16 protein-coding genes and 1 pseudogene are annotated in these 18,705 nt (G+C 71.9%); 11 read left to right on the top strand and 6 right to left on the bottom strand.

What is annotated here, in order from left to right; translation table 11 throughout:
- Positions 1 to 95: 95 nt before the first annotated feature.
- The gene (locus AWQ68_RS20370) at positions 96 to 2,069 is read right to left on the bottom strand and encodes a heavy metal translocating P-type ATPase (protein WP_066942502.1); all 1,974 of its coding nucleotides are present in this window, start codon (positions 2,067 to 2,069) and stop codon (positions 96 to 98) included.
- A gap of 107 nt (positions 2,070 to 2,176) precedes the next feature.
- Here AWQ68_RS20370 and AWQ68_RS20365 point away from each other — a divergent pair, with 107 nt between their 5' ends.
- Positions 2,177 to 2,557: an ArsR/SmtB family transcription factor gene (locus tag AWQ68_RS20365; RefSeq protein WP_066942500.1), complete on the top strand. Its 381-nt coding sequence runs from the start codon at positions 2,177 to 2,179 to the stop codon at positions 2,555 to 2,557.
- Positions 2,558 to 2,714: 157 nt separating this feature from the next.
- Here the strand turns inward: AWQ68_RS20365 and AWQ68_RS20360 are convergent, their stop codons facing one another.
- From AWQ68_RS20360 to AWQ68_RS20345, 4 genes are all read right to left on the bottom strand, one after another.
- Positions 2,715 to 5,297, bottom strand: coding sequence for a cation-translocating P-type ATPase (locus tag AWQ68_RS20360; RefSeq protein ID WP_084464216.1), 2,583 nt, complete (start codon positions 5,295 to 5,297; stop codon positions 2,715 to 2,717).
- Entirely contained in the window at positions 5,294 to 5,896 is a 603-nt protein-coding gene (locus AWQ68_RS20355) for a Chromate resistance protein ChrB (protein ID WP_066942498.1), read from the bottom strand. Before AWQ68_RS20355 ends, AWQ68_RS20360 begins: the two co-directional genes overlap by 4 nt.
- 249 nt (positions 5,897 to 6,145) lie before the next feature.
- On the bottom strand, positions 6,146 to 7,222 hold the full coding sequence (locus AWQ68_RS20350) for a ParB/Srx family N-terminal domain-containing protein (protein ID WP_066942496.1): 1,077 nt from the start codon (positions 7,220 to 7,222) through the stop codon (positions 6,146 to 6,148).
- Positions 7,223 to 7,531: 309 nt separating this feature from the next.
- Complete coding sequence (locus AWQ68_RS20345; protein WP_218006940.1) at positions 7,532 to 8,248, bottom strand: hypothetical protein; 717 nt, start codon at positions 8,246 to 8,248, stop codon at positions 7,532 to 7,534.
- Positions 8,249 to 8,695: 447 nt separating this feature from the next.
- Here AWQ68_RS20345 and AWQ68_RS20340 point away from each other — a divergent pair, with 447 nt between their 5' ends.
- From AWQ68_RS20340 to AWQ68_RS20315, 6 genes are all read left to right on the top strand, one after another.
- On the top strand, positions 8,696 to 9,787 hold the full coding sequence (locus AWQ68_RS20340) for a sensor histidine kinase (protein WP_066942491.1): 1,092 nt from the start codon (positions 8,696 to 8,698) through the stop codon (positions 9,785 to 9,787).
- Positions 9,788 to 9,789: 2 nt separating this feature from the next.
- Positions 9,790 to 10,458 (top strand): response regulator, encoded by a 669-nt coding sequence (locus AWQ68_RS20335; protein ID WP_066942488.1) that lies wholly within the window; start codon positions 9,790 to 9,792, stop codon positions 10,456 to 10,458.
- A 556-nt stretch (positions 10,459 to 11,014) separates the two neighbouring features.
- Positions 11,015 to 11,719, top strand: a complete 705-nt coding sequence (locus AWQ68_RS20330) for a GNAT family N-acetyltransferase (RefSeq protein WP_066942487.1) — start codon at positions 11,015 to 11,017, stop codon at positions 11,717 to 11,719.
- 125 nt (positions 11,720 to 11,844) lie between these two features.
- Positions 11,845 to 12,999 (top strand): RtcB family protein, encoded by a 1,155-nt coding sequence (locus tag AWQ68_RS20325; RefSeq protein ID WP_066942485.1) that lies wholly within the window; start codon positions 11,845 to 11,847, stop codon positions 12,997 to 12,999.
- A gap of 54 nt (positions 13,000 to 13,053) precedes the next feature.
- Positions 13,054 to 15,198, top strand: coding sequence for a sensor histidine kinase (locus AWQ68_RS20320; protein ID WP_066942483.1), 2,145 nt, complete (start codon positions 13,054 to 13,056; stop codon positions 15,196 to 15,198).
- Complete coding sequence (locus AWQ68_RS20315) at positions 15,171 to 15,848, top strand: response regulator transcription factor (protein WP_245656008.1); 678 nt, start codon at positions 15,171 to 15,173, stop codon at positions 15,846 to 15,848. Before AWQ68_RS20320 ends, AWQ68_RS20315 begins: the two co-directional genes overlap by 28 nt.
- 99 nt (positions 15,849 to 15,947) lie before the next feature.
- On the opposite strand, the gene AWQ68_RS45065 is transcribed toward AWQ68_RS20315, so the two are convergent.
- On the bottom strand, positions 15,948 to 16,349 hold the full coding sequence (locus AWQ68_RS45065) for a hypothetical protein (RefSeq protein ID WP_245656007.1): 402 nt from the start codon (positions 16,347 to 16,349) through the stop codon (positions 15,948 to 15,950).
- Between AWQ68_RS45065 and AWQ68_RS46455 the strand changes: the two are divergent.
- The 4 genes and pseudogenes from AWQ68_RS46455 to AWQ68_RS20300 form a co-directional block, all read left to right on the top strand.
- Positions 16,266 to 16,595 (top strand): annotated as a pseudogene (locus AWQ68_RS46455) (alpha/beta fold hydrolase); the annotation flags it as partial. The gene AWQ68_RS45065 and the pseudogene AWQ68_RS46455 sit on opposite strands and share 84 nt — an antisense overlap.
- Before the next feature lie 52 nt (positions 16,596 to 16,647).
- Positions 16,648 to 17,142: an alpha/beta fold hydrolase gene (locus AWQ68_RS46450; RefSeq protein ID WP_066942481.1), complete on the top strand. Its 495-nt coding sequence runs from the start codon at positions 16,648 to 16,650 to the stop codon at positions 17,140 to 17,142.
- 273 nt (positions 17,143 to 17,415) lie between these two features.
- Complete coding sequence (locus AWQ68_RS20305; RefSeq protein WP_066942480.1) at positions 17,416 to 18,183, top strand: hemerythrin domain-containing protein; 768 nt, start codon at positions 17,416 to 17,418, stop codon at positions 18,181 to 18,183.
- A gap of 85 nt (positions 18,184 to 18,268) precedes the next feature.
- Positions 18,269 to 18,697, top strand: a complete 429-nt coding sequence (locus AWQ68_RS20300) for an ester cyclase (protein ID WP_066942477.1) — start codon at positions 18,269 to 18,271, stop codon at positions 18,695 to 18,697.
- Positions 18,698 to 18,705 lie beyond the last annotated feature (8 nt).

Here is an 18,705-nt window from a genome sequence, read left to right as displayed (position 1 = left end):
ATGGCCAAGTCCGGGCACAAGTAGCCGGAAACCTGCGGCGGTGCTTCGCAGCCCCGCCGGAGGCGATCGCGGAGGTCACCAGCCTCGGTCTGCTCTCACCTGGCATCCCGGGCGCGGCGCCAGGCGGCATCACGCAACAGGCGCAGCCCGTTGAGACCGACGATGACGGTGGATCCCTCATGACCGGCGACACCGAGCGGCAGTGGCAGGGTGCCGATCAGATCCCAGACGACCAGGCCCGTGATGAACACGGCCGCGATCACCAGGTTCTGGATGACCAGGCGGCGGGCACGGCGAGAGAGGGCGACGACCGTGGGGATGGTGGCCAACTCGTCACGGACGATGACAGCGTCGGCCGTCTCCAAGGCCAGGTCGGAGCCGGCCCGGCCCATGGCGATGCCAGCGTGGGCGGCGGCCAGAGCCGGTGCGTCGTTGACGCCGTCGCCGACCACGAGCACCTTTCGCCCGGCCTGCTGTAGTTCCCGCACGGTGGTGACCTTGTCCTGCGGCAGCAGACCAGCGCGGACGTCGGTGATGCCGACCTCGGCGGCCAGACGCACGGCCGAGCGTGGGTTGTCCCCGGTGACCAGAATCGGGGTGGCGCCGGTCAGCGTGGACAGCGCGGTGACGGTGGTGGCGGCCTCATCACGCAGCCGGTCGGCGATGCCGAGCACGCCCACCGGGGTGCGGTCGCGGATCACCACGACAGCGGTGCGGCCGTCGTTCTCCAACTGGGCCGCCACCACGGCGGCCGGATGGCCGTCACCCTCGCTCAGCAGCCGGGCGGGGCTGCCCGCCGCAACGGTGCAGCCGTCGACGGTAGCGGTCACGCCGGTTCCGGGAGCGGAGGAAAAGTCCGTCACCACGGGGATATACAGGCCACGGGTGCGAGCAGCGTCCAGGATGGCGCGGGCCAGCGGGTGCTCACTGGGGTGCTCGGCCGCCGCCGCCAACGTCAGCAGACCGTCCTCATCCAGGCTGGAGGCTGCCAGCGGGCGGATGTCCGTCACCCGGGGGGTGCCCTCGGTGAGAGTGCCGGTCTTGTCCAATGCCACAGCGTCGACCTGCCCGAGGCGTTCCATGACCACCGCGGACTTGACCAGAACCCCGTGGCGTCCGGCGTTGGCGATGGCCGACAGCAGCGGGGGCATGGTGGCCAGTACCACCGCGCACGGGGAGGCGACGATCATGAAGGTCATCGCCCGCAGCAGCGTGGATTGCAGGTCCGCGCCGAAGATCAGGGGCAGAGCGAACAGGGCCATGGTGGCGGCGACCATGCCGACGGAGTATCGCTGTTCGACCTTCTCGATGAACAGCTGGGTCGGGGCTTTGGTCTGGGAGGCTTCCTCCACCATCGCGACGATCCGAGCGATCACCGAGTCGGAGGCGTCGCGCTCGACCTTCACGGTCAGCGCGCCAGTGCCGTTCAAGGTGCCGGCGAACACCTCGTCGCCGGCCTCCTTGGCGACCGGCAGGGGTTCTCCGGTGATGGTGGCCTGATCGACCTCGCTGGCCCCGCTCAGCACCCGGCCGTCGGCGCCGACCCGCTCTCCGGGGCGTATGAGGATCACGTCGCCGACCGCCAGACGGTCGGTGTGCACCGTTTCCTCGGTGCCGTCGTCGCTGATCCGAGTGGCGGTGGCAGGAGCCAGATCGAGCAGACCGCGCACGGAGTCCGCGGTGCGGGCGGTGGCGATCGCCTCCAAGGCGCCGGATGTGGCGAAGATGACGATCAGCAGCGCGCCGTCCAGGGCCTGACCGATCGCGGCCGCCCCGAGGGCGGCGAGGACCATCAGCAGGTCTACATCCAGCGTCTTGTCGCGTAGTGCTTTCAGACCCGCCCAGCCCGGTTCCCAGCCGCCGGCGGCGTAGGTGAGCGCGTACAGGGATCCCCACATCCAGGCGGGCGCCCCGAGCAGGTGCAATGGCAGCGCCAGCAGGAACAGCACCAGGGCGGCCGCCGCCCAGCGGACTTCGGGCAGGGCAAGAACACGGGTACGGCGCCAGGGCGCTACCACCTCGCGCGTGGTCCCGGCAGGCGGGGCCGAGCGGGTGAGAGTAGACGACATCGCAGCGGTGATCCTCGGTCTGCTGGGCTCGAATGGGGCAACCCCTCCACATTAACAGGAATAGATGAACAAGAATTCATGTATTCATGGCTACGTAGGATGGGGGCATGGGTCATGGAGCAGCACCAGCCGTCGGCAGTGTGCCGCGCACTCGCCTGGACGCGGCCAACGCCGCCACGGTGGCCACCACGTTGCAGGCCCTGGCCACCCCCTCCCGACTGTTGATCCTCGCCCGGCTCCGCGAAGGACCCCTGGCCGCCACCGAGCTGGCCGCAGAGGTCGGGATGGAGCAGTCCGCCTGCTCCCACCAGCTCCGCCTGCTGCGCAACCTCGGCCTGGTGACCGGCACGCGCAACGGCCGCTCGGTGGTCTACGCCCTGTATGACAACCACGTCGCCGAACTGCTGGACCAAGCCCTGTATCACGTCGAGCATCTGCGGCTCGGGATCAGCGACGCCGCGGGCGCGGAGGCAGACGCCAGAGGCTGACTGACCTGCCAGCCTGCGGCGGCCGTCTCATCGCCCACGCCGTTGCCGACGGCTATGGCCGGATCAGTGGCGATGAAGGCGGCTCGGGGCGGGCCGTAGGTAGCGACGAGCGGTGTGCTGTCGGGGTGGGCACTGCCGCAGGGTCTTGGCCGGTCTTCTACAGCCGCCTGGACATGTGCGGTGTGCGGGTGAGGATCCCCGCGAGGATGGTGGCGCCCAAGGCCAGCGCGACAACGATCGCCGGCCAGAGGCCGGGCAGCACCCCGAGGTGCACCACCCCTCCGACAGGGGTGAGCGCCACGAGGAATCCGATGAGCACCGCGGCGGCGGCCCAGGCGGGGAAGGCGGGGTTGGTCCTCCACGACAGCCGGGGCTGGGTGCGCAGGGTCCAGGCGATCAGGACGTGCGCGGCCAGCCAGGCGAGCACCGCGCCCGCGCGGGCCTGCTCGATGCTCGCGTCGATCGCGCTGAGCAGCAGGTAGGCGGGCAGCACGGCCAGAGTGAGACTGACCGCGGTGGTGGCGATGGCGGTCAGCACGCTGGAGTCGAGGAAACGTGCGCCAGCGGGGCGGGGCGGGCGGCGCATCGCCGCGGGTGCGGCAGGCTCGGCGACGAACGCGACCGACGCCCCAAGATCCATGAAGACCTCCAGCAGCACGATGTGCACCGGACGGAACGGGTTCGGCAGCCCCGCCGCGAGCGCGACCAGCAGCACGATGACGAGGGCGAGCTTCGCGCCGAGGTAGAAGGCCACGGCGCGGCGCAACTGTGCGGTGATGTTGCGGCCCTTGCCGATCGCGGTCACCACGGTGGGGTAGGCGTCGTCGGTGAGCACCAGGTCGGCGGCGGCACGGGCGAGGTCGGCACCGCGCTTGCCGAAGGCGATGCCGACGTCGGCCGCGGCCAGGGCGGGGGCGTCGTTGGCGCCGTCGCCGGTGACTGCGACGACTTCTCGGCGGCGTTGCAGCACCTGGACGACGCGGTGCTTGGTGGCCGGGGTGGCGCGGGCGATCACAGTGCCGTGGCGCAGGTGGGCGTCAAGGTCGGCCTCACACATCGCGTCCACCTCCTGCCCGCTCAAGATGCGTCCGGCGGGCAGACCGGCGCGTTGGGCGATGGCCGTCGTGGTCGCAGGGTGGTCGCCGGTGACCACGATCGTGTCCACTCCGGCCTGCGTGAGTGCGGTCACCGCCTCGGGCACGCCCGCGCGGAGCGGATCGTCGAACGCGGCCAGCCCGGTGTAGGTCAAGCCCCGCTCGGCCTCGTCCCGGTCGGCGGGGGCGGCGGGCAGGCGGCGGCGAGCGAAGGCGATGACGCGCAGGCCGCGCCGCGACAACCGCATCAGGGCGTCCTCGATGTCCGCGCGGGCGGCGCTGGTGAGGTCGCAGCGCTCCAGCACCGCTTCCGGCGCTCCGGACACCGCCACCATGATGCCGTCATCTGTGCCGTCGTCTTCGACCAGCGCGCGGGACAGCAGCTTGTGTGCCGGCTCGAAGGGGAACACCGCGACCTCGCGGCCGTCGCGGATGATGCCGGCCCCGGCGGCGGCCTCGGCAAGTTCGGCCTCCAGCGGCTCACGGCGTGTGGCGTCGCTGGGCTGGCAGGCCAGCGCGACGGCGAGCACCTCGTGGCGGTCGCCGACGATCTCGACCAGGCGCAGCTGGTTGTCGGTCATGGTGCCGGTCTTGTCGGTGACCACAGTGGTCACCGCGCTCAGGGTCTCCCCGGCACGCAGGCGGCGCAGCAACGCCCCGCGGCGGGCCAGCTGCCGCCCTCCGACCGCCAGCAGGACGGTGACCAGGATCGGTAGTTCCTCCGGCACGGTGGCGAACGCGACGGTCAGCCCCGCCAGCAGCATGTCCCGCCAGGGCTGCCCCGCGACCAGGCCCACGATGGGCACCAGCACGCTGGCGGCGATCGCCAGGACCAGCACGGCGCGCGCCAGCTGGGACAACGCGATCTGCAACGGGGTCGGGGGCTCCTTGATGCCGGCCACCAAGCTCCCCAGGTGGCCCAGTTCGCTGGCGGCGCCGGTGGCCACCACCACCGCGTGACCCTCGCCGGCCAGTACGGCAGTGCCAGCGTGCAGCATGCTCGACCGCGCGGCGAGCTCCGCCGAGGCCGGCACAGTGTGCTCGCCCTTACCGACCGGGACGGACTCGCCGGTCAACGTGGACTCATCCACCCGCAACCCGCGGGCGGTCAGCACGCGGGCGTCGGCCGGCACCACGTCCCCGGCCTCGATGACCAGGACGTCGCCCGGAACCAAGTCGGCGGCGGGGACCTCCGATGCCCTGCCGTCGCGCAGCAGCCGCGCGGTCGGCGCGGTCATCGCCTTGAGCGCGGCGATCGCCCGCGCCGCCCGCATTTCCGTGGCCGTCTCCAGCACCGCGACCACCACGATCACTACGGCGATCGCCAGGGCATCCGACAGTTCGCCGAAGACGGCCGACAGGACCGCGACCGCGATCAGGAGCAGTTGCAGCGGCTCGGCGAGTGACTCGGCCAGTTCCTTCCACCACGGCTCCCGCTTGCGGCCGGCTACCGTGTTCGGCCCGTAGCGGGCCAGCCGCCGGGCACGCTCGGCCTCGGTCAGCCCGGCGGGGCCGGTTTCCAGGCGCCGCAATGTCTCGGCCGTATCCAGGGCGTGCCAGAGCGGTGCCGGCTCCCGCTGGAGGGAGATGCCGACGGCGGGCGCGGCCACAGCCGGGTCTCCGGCCGCCTCGCCGGGGAGAGTCATGACTCCTCCACTGCTCTCAGCCGCCGGGACGGGCTGGGACGCAAAGCCGCGGGATCCGGCGGGGCTTCGGCGCTGAGCGCGGCCTGCTCGAACTCCGCCAGCGCCTCGGCCGCCCGTGCCACTGCGTCGCGCGCCACCTGGCCGCCGGGGGCATCGAAGTAGTCGCGGGCGGCGATCTTGGCCATCCAGGAGCTGAACCGCTCCAGATCGGCCTCCGACTCCTCCACCTCGGCGTAGGTCGCCCGCCCCCGCGCCCGTTCCATCGCCAGCTCCTCCATGAAGGAGGGCAGCCGCTCCAGTACCTCGGCGTACTCGGCGTCGCGGGCCGCGTTGAGCTCGGCGATCACCTGCTCCCGCTCGGCCGGATCGGTGAAGGCGATACGCAGCACCCGGCTGCTTCCGCCGTGCTGCCGCATCCGGTCAGTCAGCCGGCGAACCTCGCGGACCACCTCCGGCCGCAGGGGAAGCAGACATACCGACTGCTGTAGATACAGCGCGCCCAGTGACCGCAACTTGCGCCACACCTGCACCCGCAGCGTCGCCGCCGCGCCCGCAGTGCTCACGCTGATCAACAACCAGCCATCGGTTTCGCTCGTCACGTTTACAGGTTACGGATGTAACAATCAGCCTGTCCACGCGTAACCGATAGGATCCGGTCGCAATGGCTCTTGACGATCCATAAGCCAACGGGTGGGCCCGGTGGTGTCCACCAAGCCGGGCCAACTTCAGGTTCGGCTACTTTGCGAGCCGGCGGCTGCCGGCAGGCGGCCCTCGTCCGGTTGCACCACCTGCACCGGCCGGGCCGTCGAGCATGATCTCGACGGCCCATCCGTACCGCCCCGGGGGCCTCAGCCCAGGCCGTGCACCCGCTTGTACTCCAGCGTGTACGCCAGCTTGCCGGGCTTGGCGTCGGAGTACGGCTTGCTCAGCTTGTCGAACTCCCCCTTATTGGCGGCCTTGCCGTCGTTCCACTGGCCCAGCGCGCCCAGTTGGGCGGCGGTGAAGCCGTTGTCGACGACGGTGTTCTTGGGCAACGCGGTCATCGCCTCGGTCAGTGCCCTGACGGTGGCCAGGTAGCTGCCGTGGTCGTTCTGGTTCCAGTCGGCCAGGTTGATCGGCTTGGCGTCGCGGACCCAGCTACCCCAGTAGAACTCCTGGAACGGCAGCCCGTTCTGTGCGTAGCCGATGTCGCGACCGAAGTAGAGCAGGCTGCGGTACTTGTCGTCGGTGAAGTTGGCCAGCCCCACGCTGGTCGGCAGTTTGTTCACGGTGACCGGGTTGCCGTTGGGGCCGCGCAGCCACACCCACTTGTGCGCCCGCATCTCGTTCCAGAAGTCCTGACGGGTGAGGGCGCTCAGGTTGGCCTGCACCCGCAGTCGCACGTGCAGGCCGGCGCCGCCGTCGGGGGTCTCGAAGAAGGAGGTGAGCGTGTGGTGCCCATCGGTGAGGAACGGCTCGCCACCGGGACCGATGACGACGGTCTTCATGGCGGCGATGCTGTCCGCTGTCTCCGCGCCGACCGGGAGTTGGCACGTGAACGAGGACGGGTCGTTCAGGCGCGCGCCGGGCGACACCGACGCCGCCGCCAGCCGGCCATCGGCCTCGCACCAGTCATCGAATTTCTTGTTGATCGCGTCCTTGCCGAGGGTGTAGCGGCCGAGCTTGTAGTACACCTCGTCATAACCCAGCGACGGCTGGGTCGGGTGCACGTCGCCGATGCGGACATCGAGCAGGTCACCGGGCTTGGCACACAGGTACTGCGCGAACGGCGTGCTGCGGTTGTCGTGCCGGCAGAACGACGGCCGGGTACCCGGCGCACCGGGCGCGGCGAGCGCGGCCGGCGCCAGGGCGGCACCGGCGCCAACGGCGACGGCGAGGGCCGCCCCAAGCGCCGAGGCCAGGCGGTACGGAGAACTGAAGCGCATATCACGTGCTCCTCGTCGGCAATGCGTATGTCGACGGCGAGGGTGCCGGTAATCAACCAACGCACGAGATCATGACCCTGACATCCAGGAGAACCAGAGGCGAACATCGTTCTTCTCCGGGGAACGAAGGGGGCGGCAGGACTTCCGAACCGATCCGCTCGCACTCGGTGCCCACTGGCGCGGCGACCCCGCACGGCTGCTACATCGTGGGGGCGCGTCAAGGGAGAGGCGAGGCATCCTGTGCCCCGTGCTGCGCTGTGCCGCCGGCGACCCATCGCGCGCTGTGCGCGGATGTCTCGCACATCCCTGTTACGGGGTGGAGAGTCGGCTGCGAGTGGCCATGGCTCGGGCTGCGGGGATGCTGCCGATCACGAGCAGGGTCAGCGCGACGTCACCGAGGACAAGGGGACGGCCCGGCAACACGAAGACGGCGACGGTCAGGGGGCTGCTGGCCAGCATGGACCAGGCCGCCCAACTCGGGATGACTCCGGCTCGGCGCAGCGCGATAGCGAGCAACACGTAGGCCACCAGATGCCCGACGATGTAGACGAGCAGGTAGCCGCCCATCACCGCGTCGTTCGCGAACCGGTCCAACAGCGTGGCGTACGAACCGCTGTCGGGGAGCTGCGCCATGGCCCTCATGAGGTCGTCCAGGGCGGTCAGGGCCGAGAACGGCAGCCACCCCACCACCGCGAGCAGCCCACCGATCGTGGCCGGCCACGGTGCCCGGGCATAAGTGAGATACGCGAGGCCGACCGCTCCGAGAGGGAGCAGAAACGAAGCGAGAACGTACGCGACCAAGTGCACCGCATTGAAGATCGGATTCGCGGCCGCGTTCGCCGCGATGCTCGTCGATCCGTTCTCGTGGACGGTCGAGTTGAGTGCGCTACCGACGTAGTATCCGAGCGGTCCGCCGACGATCGCCACCGCCAGGACAAGCCGCCATAGCCGCTCATATCCCGGCATTTTCTCGGAAGAACTCTCGTCCGGGGTGGACGAATCCAATTCGTGCTCATTCAGGGTCACCGGCCGGGATGAGCGCCTGAACGCGGAAGGAATCATTTCCGGTACCTCCTGGGAAACCGCCGACGTCGCGATGGGAGAGCTCGCGATCGCGCTGCTGCCAGTAGGTTCCCGCCCGGCCATGGGCCGCGTCGTCGGCTCCCCGGCGGCACTTCATCTACGTGCGCCCAGGTATCCGGGGATCCCGGCGTACGTCGCTGAACGTATCCAGGAGGAAACCGCGCAGGTCAGCCGGTGCGGCCGGGGTGGAGCAGGCCGGGTTCATAGGCGAAGACGACCAGTTGCGCGCGATCGCGGGCGACGACTCCGACCATGGCCGGGGAGACGTTGGTACAGGAGGTTGCGGGCTGACAGCCCAAGGCACGTCCTGCTGGGCGTGCGTATTCGCCCGAACTGTTCAGACGACGGCGAGGGCGTCGCCCGGCCGAGCGGAAGATCTATTCTTCTGCTATGCGTGTGCCCGCCTGGGATGTGGCTGCGGCGGTGATGCTGTCCGCATTCATGGTCGCGGTGTCGGCCGTGGCGCGTGTGGTCCAGCCCGAGGCCCGGTCGGTAACCGCTCTCGGGGCGGCGCTGCTGGTGCTCTCCGGGGCCGCGCTTGCCGTACGGCGGGTGGCGCCGGTGCTGTCCTTCACGCTCGCGGTGGGCGCCGCGGCGACCTACCTGGGGATGCGGTTCGCCGGCTGGCCGGTGTACCTGGGCGCGTTCGCCGGTCTGCTGGTACTGGTCTCGGAGGTCGGCAGGGCGAGGTTGTGGGTTCCGCTCGCCGTGGTCGGTGGCGCGGCGACAGCGGTCGCCACAGGGCCGCCGGAGGGCTGGGACCCGGTCAGGATGCTCACTGTGGCGGTGGTGTGGGCGGTTGTGGCGGTGGTCGCCGCACGGTTCGCACACACCCGCCGACGACTTATGGAGCGGGAGGCCGCAGCTCGGGTCGTGCAGGAACGGCTGCGGATCGCCCGGGAATTGCATGACGTGCTGTCCCACAGCCTGGCCTCGATCAGCCTGCAGGCCGGCGTCGGGCTGCATCTGGTGGACCGGCAGCCGGAGCAGGCGCGTGAAGCGTTGCGAGGGATCCGGCAGATCAGCACCGACGCTCTGGCACAGGCCCGGGCCGCGCTGGCCGTGGTCCGGCAGCCGGGCGAGGAGGCGGCACCGGGTCTGGCCGACCTGGAGGAGTTGATCGCGACGGTGCGAGCGAGCGGTTTGAGCGTTGAAGCGGTCATGGATCTCGATGAACGTGCGGTTCCCGAGGTGATCGGCTCCACCGCCTATCGAGTGGTGCAGGAGGCGCTGACCAATGTGATGCGCCATGCGGGGGACGGTGTTCACGCTCGGGCTCGTCTCAGGTGTGTCGACGGCTGGCTGGAGATCGATGTGACGGACGACGGCGTGAGTGCCGCGGGGCCGGTCGGCCCACCTGGTCATGGGTTGCGGGGAATGGCCGAGCGTGTCAGCGCGGTCGGCGGTGAGACGCGTGCGGGAGCGGCGCCTGGTACCGGGTTCGCCCTCCATGCCCGTCTGCCGCTGAGGGGGAGGGGGTGAGCGTGCTGCGGGTCGTGCTCGCCGACGACCAGGTGATGGTCCGCGCCGGGCTTCGCGCGTTGGTGGCTGCCGAGCAGGATCTGGAGGTGGTCGCCGAGGCCGGGGACGGGTGGCAGGCGGTTGCCGCCGCTCGCGCCCAGCGTCCTGACGTGATCGTGATGGACATCCAGATGCCGGTGATGGACGGGCTGGAGGCCACTCGAGCGATCGCGGCGGATCCGAACATGTCCGGTGTGCGGGTGCTTGTGCTCACCACATACGACGAGGATGAGTTGGTCTTCGAGGCGATCAAGGCGGGCGCGGCTGGATTCCTGCTCAAGGACGCGGAACCGGCCGAACTGCTGCGCGGCATCCGGGTGGCCGCGGCCGGTGACAGCCTTCTCGCTCCGCAAGCCGCGCGCAGGTTGGTCGCGGCGTTCGCGTCCGGCCCCTCGCCGAGGGGGCCTGCCGTGCGAGCCTTGGGCCTGCTCACCGGCCGAGAACGGGAGATCGTCGCGTTGGTCGGCCGGGGCCTGTCCAACGATGAGATCGCCGAGCGACTGGTGATCAGTCCGGCGACCGCCCGCACGCATGTCTCCCGGGCCATGGTGAAGCTCACCGCGCGCGACCGCGCGCAGTTGGTCGTCTTTGCCTACGAGTCCGGCTTGGTCCGCCCCGGGCGCGCCGGTTGACGCCTACGTTCTGCTCCGTATGCGGGTGCTCGCGCATACGGCGGAACGCGTAAGTGAGTGCCTGTCGGTACCGGCGTTCCGGCGGTGCTTCGAAGCCCTGCCAGAGGCGGTCGCGGAGGTCACCAGCCTCGGTCTGCCCTCACCCGGCGTCCCGGGCGGGGCGGGAGAGAGCGACGGCGGGGCCTGGCCCGGATCGCGCACCCACGGCGACCTGGGCCTGCCGCCTCGGGGCGGACCCCCTTCCCACCAGGACAGGAACCCGCCTGACTACACTGCGGCTGCAAGCAAGTCGCAGCCCAGCGCGAAGGTGAGCCATAGGAGACGACACTCCACTGGACAGCGCCACCGATCGTGCCCACGTGGATCCGCGAACGCCCTCGCGCATGGGAACTCTCTTTGGGCGCGACGCTTTGCGAGAACCCCCGGTCACGACCCTGTCCACGGACGGTCACCGGCTGCGTCGGTGTCGGTCGTCCCTGGAACGTCGCGGGCTCGAGTGGCACGGCCCCGGCGGCTGCGACTCTCACGCGCGCACGACAGGAAAGGCACAACCACAATGCTCAACCGCGACACCGCCACACTCGACGATCCGGTCGGTGAGTCGCTCCGCGGCTCCCACGTGCACCTGGGCCGTCGGCTCGGCCGGGCGGCCGGCTACCTACCGGAAGTCGCGACCTTCTCCACGGTGTCCGCCGACCCGGACCCGGCAGAGTGGGCCGACCTCGCGCGATTGCTCGGTCGCGGCGAACTCGCCGACCTGTTCAGTTGCCCGGCGACCCCGCCCGCGGACTGGGAGCCGGTCTTCGCTCTCGGCGGCTTCCAGATGATCTGGCCCGCGGACGGCCACCCCGGTCACGCCGATGCCGAGCCCGACTCGGGGATCGTCGAACTGGGCGTGGACGACGTGTCGGAGATGCTCGAGCTCACTGCGCGGACCCGACCGGGACCGTTCTGGCCTCGGACTCACGAACTCGGCACCTATCTGGGTGTCCGCGAGAACGGCGCCCTGGTCGCCATGGCGGGCGAACGGCTCCGTCCGCCTGGATGGACCGAGATCAGTGCCGTATGCACCGCCCCGGAAGCGCGCGGGCGAGGTCATGCCGCCCGTCTGGTGCGCGCCCTGGTCACACGTATCACGTCTCGGAACGAGCGACCGTTCCTCCACGTGGCCGAAGCCAACGTCCACGCGCTCGCACTCTACGAGCGGCTCGGCTTCGTGATCCGGAGGCGCGTGACGTTTCGCGGGTTCCAGACGCCGTAAACGGCCGGACCGAGCGGCGCCCGGGCAGAGCCGACCCGGGCGCGACCTGGCGAACTGCAGATCAAATAAGTCGATACTTCGTCTCGGCCCGGGCAGACTTGGCGGCGACGTAAAGGAGAGCAACCATGCCGAACCGGGTCGCCCCGAACCTGCTCTCGTGGGCAACCGACATCGAACAGGGCACCATCGAGCAGGCGGCTCGCGCCGCCCGGCTCCCGTTCGTCCCCGGCCACGTCGCGCTGATGCCGGACGCGCACGTCGGCCTCGGCGCCACGGTCGGCTCCGTCATCCCAACCCAGGGGGCGATCATCCCCTCCGCCGTCGGCGTCGACATCGGCTGCGGCATGGTCGCGACCGAAACGACGCTGACCGCCGCAGACCTGCCCGACAGCCTGGACGCGCTGATGCCGCTCGTCGAGCGGCGCATCCCGGCCGGCGTGGGCAAGGGCCACGACGATCCGGCGATCGACGAGGCGCTCGACGCGATCGGCCACCCGCACACCGAGCTCTCGGCCAAGCAGCGGAACACCACGGCCTGCCAGTTCGGCACCCTCGGCTCGGGCAACCACTTCGTGGAGGTCTGCCTGGACGAGCGCGACCGGGTCTGGACGGTGCTGCACTCCGGCTCGCGCGGCATCGGCAACCAGCTCGCGACGCGGCACATCGCCGAGGCCAAGAAGCTGATGGCGCGCTACTTCATCACGCTTGAGGACCCGGACCTGGCCTACCTCGTCCAGGGCACCCCCGAGTTCACCGCCTACATCCGCGACATGCTCTGGGCCCAGCGGTACGCCATGGCCTCGCGCGCCCGGATGGACGCGGTGCTCTCCGACGCGCTGTTCTCCGTCGTCGGCAAGGGCGAGCGGGTACGAACGACCAACTGCCATCACAATTTCACGGAGCAGGAGCGCCACCACGGCAAGGACATGTGGATCACCCGGAAGGGCGCCATCAAGGCGGACGTGGGCGACCACGGCGTGATCCCCGGTTCGATGGGCACGCGCTCGTACCTCGTGCGCGGTCTCGGCAACCCGTCGTCGTACAACTCCTGCTCCCACGGCGCGGGCCGCCGCATGTCGCGGGCCGAGGCACGGCGCAGGCTGTCGGCGGAGTCGCTCGCCGAGGCGATGGCAGGCCGCACCTGGAACGCCGACCGGGCGACGGCCCTGGTGGACGAGCACCCCGAGGCGTACAAGCCGATCGACCAGGTGATGGAGGACCAGCGGGACCTCGTCGAGGTCGAGCACACCCTGCGGCAGGTCTTCAACTACAAGGGATAGGGCGGCCGCATCGGGGATTCCCGCTTCGGGTTTCCCCGGCCGCATCATGGACGGGTGACTCCTGGCGCCGACGCGGACAGCACCGCCCTGATGATCGCCGGGCCGGCCGTCGGCGGTCCCGCTGCTTCCGGCCCGGCTGTCTCGGCACGAGGTGTCGTCGGTGAGCCGGCGGCGGTTCCGAGCGTCGTCGTTCCGGGCGTGACGGTGGCGGGCGTCGGGGTTCCGGTCACGGTCCTGGCCTGCGCCGTCGCGCTGTACGCGCTGGCCCGACGCCGTACGGCGGGGGCCTCGGCGCCGGCCGTGATCGCCGTGGCGGCGGCCACGGCCGGCGTGGTCGCGGGCGTCGGCGCGTCGCCCCGGATCGTCGCGGCCTGCGCGGCGCTGGCGTTCGGCATGGGGGCGGCGCTGTGGGCGCTGGGCAGATCGCGCCGTCGGCGCGCCGCGGTCCGGGAGGGCAGCGCGCACTACTTCCTCCAGGCCCCGGCCGTGTCGCGGCACGCCGCCCGGGAGGAGCGCACCCGCTTCGCCGCCGAACTGCACGACGTCGTGGCGCACCGCCTCACCGGCGTCGTCGTCTCGGCCGGGGCGGCGTGCAGGCTGGACGACCCGGAGCTGCGGGCCGAGGCGCTCCGGCACGCGGGCGAGGCCGGACGGGCGGCGCTGGCCGAACTCGACGCGCTCGCCGACGCCCTGGACCCGCCGCGCTCCCTCCGCGACCTCGACGTGCTCGTCGCCGATCGCCCGAGCGTCCGGTACACGCGCTCCGTGGCCGCCGCCACGGAGACGTCCTCGGCTCTGGCCTTCCGCGTACTCCGCGAGGCGCTCACCAACGCCGGGAGATACGCCGCCGGGGCGCCCGTACGCGTGACGGTGGACGCCGACGGGCGCGATCTCGTGGTCGACGTCCAGGACGGCGGTGGCGCGCCCACGGGGAAGGGGCTGGGCAGCGGCTCCGGCCTGGACGCGCTGCGGCGGGCGGTGGCCGCGGCGGGCGGCCGCCTGGACGCAGGGCCCGACGGCGCCGGCTGGAGGGTCCTCGCCCGGCTGCCCGACGCCGCACCGGCCCCGACATCGGTTGGAGAACCGCCGATCGGCGACGGTCCGGCGCGTCCCGCGCTCGGGCCTCGGGGCACGCTCGCCCTGGGTGCCGCGCTCGCGTTGCTGGCGTTCGCCCTGCCGCTGGGCGCGGGGCTGATCCCCGCCGGAGGGCCCGACGTGTTCGCGGCGTCCGGCGCCGCCCGGGGACTGCTCGCCGTCCTGCTCGCCGCGCACGCCGCTCCGCTGGCCTTCCGCCGGGCGATGCCGCTCGCGGCCCCGCTCACGGCGAGCGCCGCGCTGCTCGCCTGGCTGGCCTGCGAGCGGCTCGGCTGGACCGCGCCGCACAGCACCGACGTGCTGCTGTGGTGCTGGTGGGGCGACCTGGTGCTCGTCGGATCGGCCGCGTCGAACGCCCCGAGCGGCCTCCGAGCCCGCCGTACGTGGCCGGTGCCGGTCGTGGTCGCGGCCGTCGCGGGGCTGGCCCTGGCCGGCGACGGCGTGACGGAGCCGCTCCTGGCCTGGGCGGTGTTCACCGCCGGGTGCGCCGTACCGGCGCTGGCGATGTGGGCGCTGGGGCTGCGGGCGGGCTCCCGGCGGCGCGCCGTGGTCGCAGCGGAGGAGTCCCGCCGGGACTCGGTCGAACGGCACGCGGCGGACGCTGCGCGCGCCGAACGGCTCCGACTGATCCGCGGGCTGCGCGACACCGCCCGGGCGCGGGTCGCGGCCGTGGTCGCCGCGGCCGACCGGGGCGAGCTGCCCGCGGTCCTGGCCGAGGGGCGCGCGGCGATGGCGGTGCTGCGCGAGCTGCTCGCCGAGCTGCGTGCCGACCCCGGCTCCGACGACGACCCGCCGCCCACCCTCGCGGGCGTCGCCGGGCTGGCCGCGCGGCACCGCGCCGCCACCCGGCTGACCGGCGAGGTCCGGCCGTTCCCTCCGGCGGTCGAGGTCGCCGCCTACCGCGCGGTGGAGGCGCTCATCACCGACGAGGCGCGCATCGGGATCCACTTCGCCTCGGACGCCCTTGAGATCACGGTCACCGGCGCGCACGAGGTCGCGCCGCCGCGCGGGCTGCGCGCGATGGTGGACGCGGCCGACGGAACGGTCACGGTCGCCGACGGCGGTACGGTTCGGGTGTGGCTTCCCGGGACGGTGCGGACGTGATCCGCCTGACGGTCGCCGACGACCAGGCCGTCGTCCGCGCGGGCATCGCGGCCATCCTCGACGCGGAACCCGACCTCGCCGTGGTCGGTCAGTGCGGCGACGGTGACACCGCCGTACGGCAGGCACGGGAGCTGCGTCCGGACGTCGCGGTGCTCGACGTCCGGATGCCCGGCCTCGACGGCATCACCGCCACGGCTCGCATCACCGCCGCCGTGCCCGGCACCCGGGTGCTGGTGCTCACCACCTTCGGACTGGACGAGTACGTCTTCACCGCGCTGCGCGCGGGCGCCTCCGGCTTCCTGCTCAAGGACGCCGAGCCGGACCGGGTCATCGAGGCCGTCCGGGTGGTCGCCGCCGGTGACGGTCTGCTCGACCCGGGAGTCACCCGGAGGCTGATCGATCACTACGCGTCCACGCCCGCCGCGCTCGACGGCGGGCGGCTGACCGCGCTGACCCCGCGCGAGACCGAGGTGCTGGTCCAGGTGGCGCGCGGCGGCACCAACGCCGAGATCGCCGCCGCGCTCGGCATCAGCCCCTCCACCGTGAAGGACCACGTCGCGGTGGTGCTCGCCAAGCTGGGCGCGCGCGACCGGGTGCAGGCGACCATCGCCGCGTACGAGACCGGCCTGGTGCGTCCCGGCGTCCGCTGACCGACCGGCGCCGGACCCCCCTCCGGCGGGGGTGCGCCCCCGCCGCGTGAGGGGGACGCGCGGCCCGGCGAACCGTCGTCACGCAGGAGGAACGTCCCGTCACGCGTTCCTAGCGTGGCCTTCATGACTCCTGTTGCTCTTCTGCGCCGCCTCGGTGGCGCTGTCGTTCTCGTGATCTCCCTGGTCGCGGGCCTGGCGGCGGCGGTGGCCGGGTTCTTCGGCGCGGCCCTCGTCACCGGCGCGGTCCCCGCGCTCGCCGCCGCCATGCTCGCCGCGTTCGCCGGTACCGTCTTCCTGCTCGCCTGGGCGGCGTTCGCGCTGGCCGCCGCGCGGCGGGCCCGCCGTACGGCGCTGATCACGGCGGCGGCCGTCACCGTGGTGCTCGCCGTCCTCACCGGGGTGACGGTGTTCCGCCCGATGCCGGGCCGGGACGGCCCGGCCGCCGGTTCCGACGTCCGGTACTGGAACCTGCCCACGGGCTCGCGCATCGCGTACAGCCACGTGCCGGCCTCGGGCGCGGCGCGCCCGACCCCTGTGGTGTTCCTGCACGGAGGCCCCGGCACAGCCAATGACGGCGTCTCCCCGGCCGGCAAGGCGCTGGCCGCCGACGGGTTCGACGTGTACGCGTACGACCAGCTCGGCGCGGGCCGCTCCAGCAGGCTCTCCGACGTCACGGGGTACACGGTGGCGCGGCAGGTGGCGGACCTGGACGCGATCCGGCGCGAGATCGGCACGGAGAAGATCATCCTGGTCGGGCAGTCGTGGGGCGGCGCGCTGGCCGCGCACTACATGGCCGCGCATGATCGCGCTCGACCTGCTCGCCGGGATCAACCCGGACGCCGCGCACGCGCTGGTCGGCGACCGGGAGGCGGACGCGCGCTTCCGCGACATGCTCTCCGCGTCGCTGCCCGCCACGACCTGCCCCGGACGGCCCGCCCTGCGGATGCCCGCGAACCGGCCAGGCTTCTACGTCAACCTGTTCACCATCCAGGACGCGGCCACCCTGCCCGACCCGCGCCCCCGGCTGCGCGGTGTGCGGGTGCCGACGCTCATCATGCGGGGCGAGTGCGACTACAAGACGTGGGAGGTCACCTACGACTACCGGCGCACGCTGCCGGAGTCCTCTCTCGTGTACGTGCCGGGGGCCGGGCACGCCATCGCCATGGACCGGCCGGAGACGTACCTCGCGACGCTGCGCGGCTATCTCCTCGACCGGCCCCTGCCGCTGCCGGAGTACACCGGCTCGAGGCCGCCCGGCGGCGGCGTCAGCGCGCCCCTTCGCCGAACCGGGTGAGGAAAGCTTCCGGGCGACGAGGTGCGGATCGAGATCGACGAGATCGGCGAGCTGGCCAACCCGGTGCGGACGATCGACGAGATCCGCCTCTGACCGCGGCCGTCCCGGGACCGATCGGCAAGGGACGCACCGAGGGGTGGCCGAAGGATTACCCGGCCGTCGGCGAACTGATCAGATGTCCGGGGAAGGACCTGACCTGCGCGGACTGCCGGACGGTCGGGGAGGCGAGGCAGGGTGAGTGCGGATGGTGCGGGGGACGCTCGTACGCCGGAGATGCACCGGCGTGATTTGCTGCGGGTGCCCGCGGCCCTGGCGGGCGGCCTCGCGCTGACGGCCTGCGGGCCCGGAAACCTGAACCTGGTCGAGGGCCGCGCGACCGGCTCGCCCTCGCCGCCCGGTTCTCCCGGCGCCTCGCCGTCGGAGGCGCAGGTGCCGGTGACGCCGCCGGAGGACCTGATGCGCGAGCACGGAGTCCTCAAGCGGATCCTGCTCATCTACCGGGAGGGCATCCGGCGCGTCGACGCCGGCCAGCCCGTTCCGGCGCACGAGTTGAACGCGGGCGCGCGGCTCATCCGGAGCTTCATCGAGCAGTACCACGAGGAGCTGGAGGAGAAGTACGTCTTCCCTCCCCTGGTCAAGGCGGGCAAGCTCACCGACACCGTCTCCGTCCTGCGCCTGCAGCACCGGCGCGGGCGGGTGCTCACCGGCCGCATCATCGACGCCACCGGCGGGTCGTCCCCCTCGCCGACACCCGGCGCCGCAGGCACCCCGGGGACGCGGAGCCCCCGCGACCTCGGCGCCTCCATGGCCGCCTTCATCCGGATGTACGAGCCGCACGAGGCGCGCGAGGACACCGTCGTCTTCCCCGAGTTCCGGGACGTGGTGCCGCCCGCGCGATTCAAGGAGCTCGGCGAGATCTTCGAGGACGAGGAGCACCGCCGGTTCGGCCCGAGCGGGTTCACCGGAGTGGTGAGCCAGGTCGCCGACATCGAGAAGTCCCTCGGGATCTACGACCTTTCCCAGTTCACGCCTCGGGTGTGAGGGCCGCGACCGCCTCCGGGGGCGAGGGCGGCTCGTCCGGCGAGCGCGTTCTTCCACCGCGAGCGCGTCCGAAGGGGGCGACGGGATGTCCGAGATCAGGGACGTGCGAGACCGGTACACGGCCGCGTTCAACGCCCATGACATGGACGCGCTTCTGGCCACCTTCAGCCCGGTCGGCGTGGCGGTCAGCCCCGAGGGAGTGTGCGAGGGGCACGGGGAACTCGCTTCCTTCGTCTGGCAGTTCTGGGAGGCGTTCCCGGACGTCCGCATCGTGGTGGAGACCGCGGCCGAGCAGGATGATCTCGCGGTCGACGAGCTGGTGATGGTGGGCACCCACGACGGGCCCTACATGACCCCGGGTGGACATGTGATCCCCCCGTCCGGACGCCCCCTGCGGTTGCGCTGCTGCTACTTCGCCACTGTCGAGAACCGGCTCATCGTCAGCCTGCGCCTCTATTTCGACCAGGTGGAACTGCTCGCCCAGCTCGGCGTCTCCCTGGAACCGCCCGCCTGACTGCGGGC

This window comes from Microtetraspora fusca, assembly GCF_001570365.1.
Taxonomy (GTDB): Bacteria; Actinomycetota; Actinomycetes; order Streptosporangiales; family Streptosporangiaceae; genus Microtetraspora; species Microtetraspora fusca.
This window is presented reverse-complemented; position numbering and strand designations above follow the sequence as displayed.

Bases quoted from the DNA above. Each gene is read 5' to 3' on its own strand.
- AWQ68_RS20370 (WP_066942502.1), bottom strand. From the start codon at position 2,069: ATGTCGTCTACTCTCACCCGCTCGGCCCCGCCTGCCGGGACCACGCGC.
- AWQ68_RS20365 (WP_066942500.1), top strand. From the start codon at position 2,177: ATGGGTCATGGAGCAGCACCAGCCGTCGGCAGTGTGCCGCGCACTCGC.
- AWQ68_RS20360 (WP_084464216.1), bottom strand. From the start codon at position 5,297: ATGACTCTCCCCGGCGAGGCGGCCGGAGACCCGGCTGTGGCCGCGCCC.
- AWQ68_RS20350 (WP_066942496.1), bottom strand. From the start codon at position 7,222: ATGCGCTTCAGTTCTCCGTACCGCCTGGCCTCGGCGCTTGGGGCGGCC.
- AWQ68_RS20340 (WP_066942491.1), top strand. From the start codon at position 8,696: ATGCGTGTGCCCGCCTGGGATGTGGCTGCGGCGGTGATGCTGTCCGCA.
- AWQ68_RS20330 (WP_066942487.1), top strand. From the start codon at position 11,015: ATGCTCAACCGCGACACCGCCACACTCGACGATCCGGTCGGTGAGTCG.
- AWQ68_RS20325 (WP_066942485.1), top strand. From the start codon at position 11,845: ATGCCGAACCGGGTCGCCCCGAACCTGCTCTCGTGGGCAACCGACATC.
- AWQ68_RS46450 (WP_066942481.1), top strand. From the start codon at position 16,648: ATGATCGCGCTCGACCTGCTCGCCGGGATCAACCCGGACGCCGCGCAC.
- AWQ68_RS20305 (WP_066942480.1), top strand. From the start codon at position 17,416: ATGCACCGGCGTGATTTGCTGCGGGTGCCCGCGGCCCTGGCGGGCGGC.
- AWQ68_RS20300 (WP_066942477.1), top strand. From the start codon at position 18,269: ATGTCCGAGATCAGGGACGTGCGAGACCGGTACACGGCCGCGTTCAAC.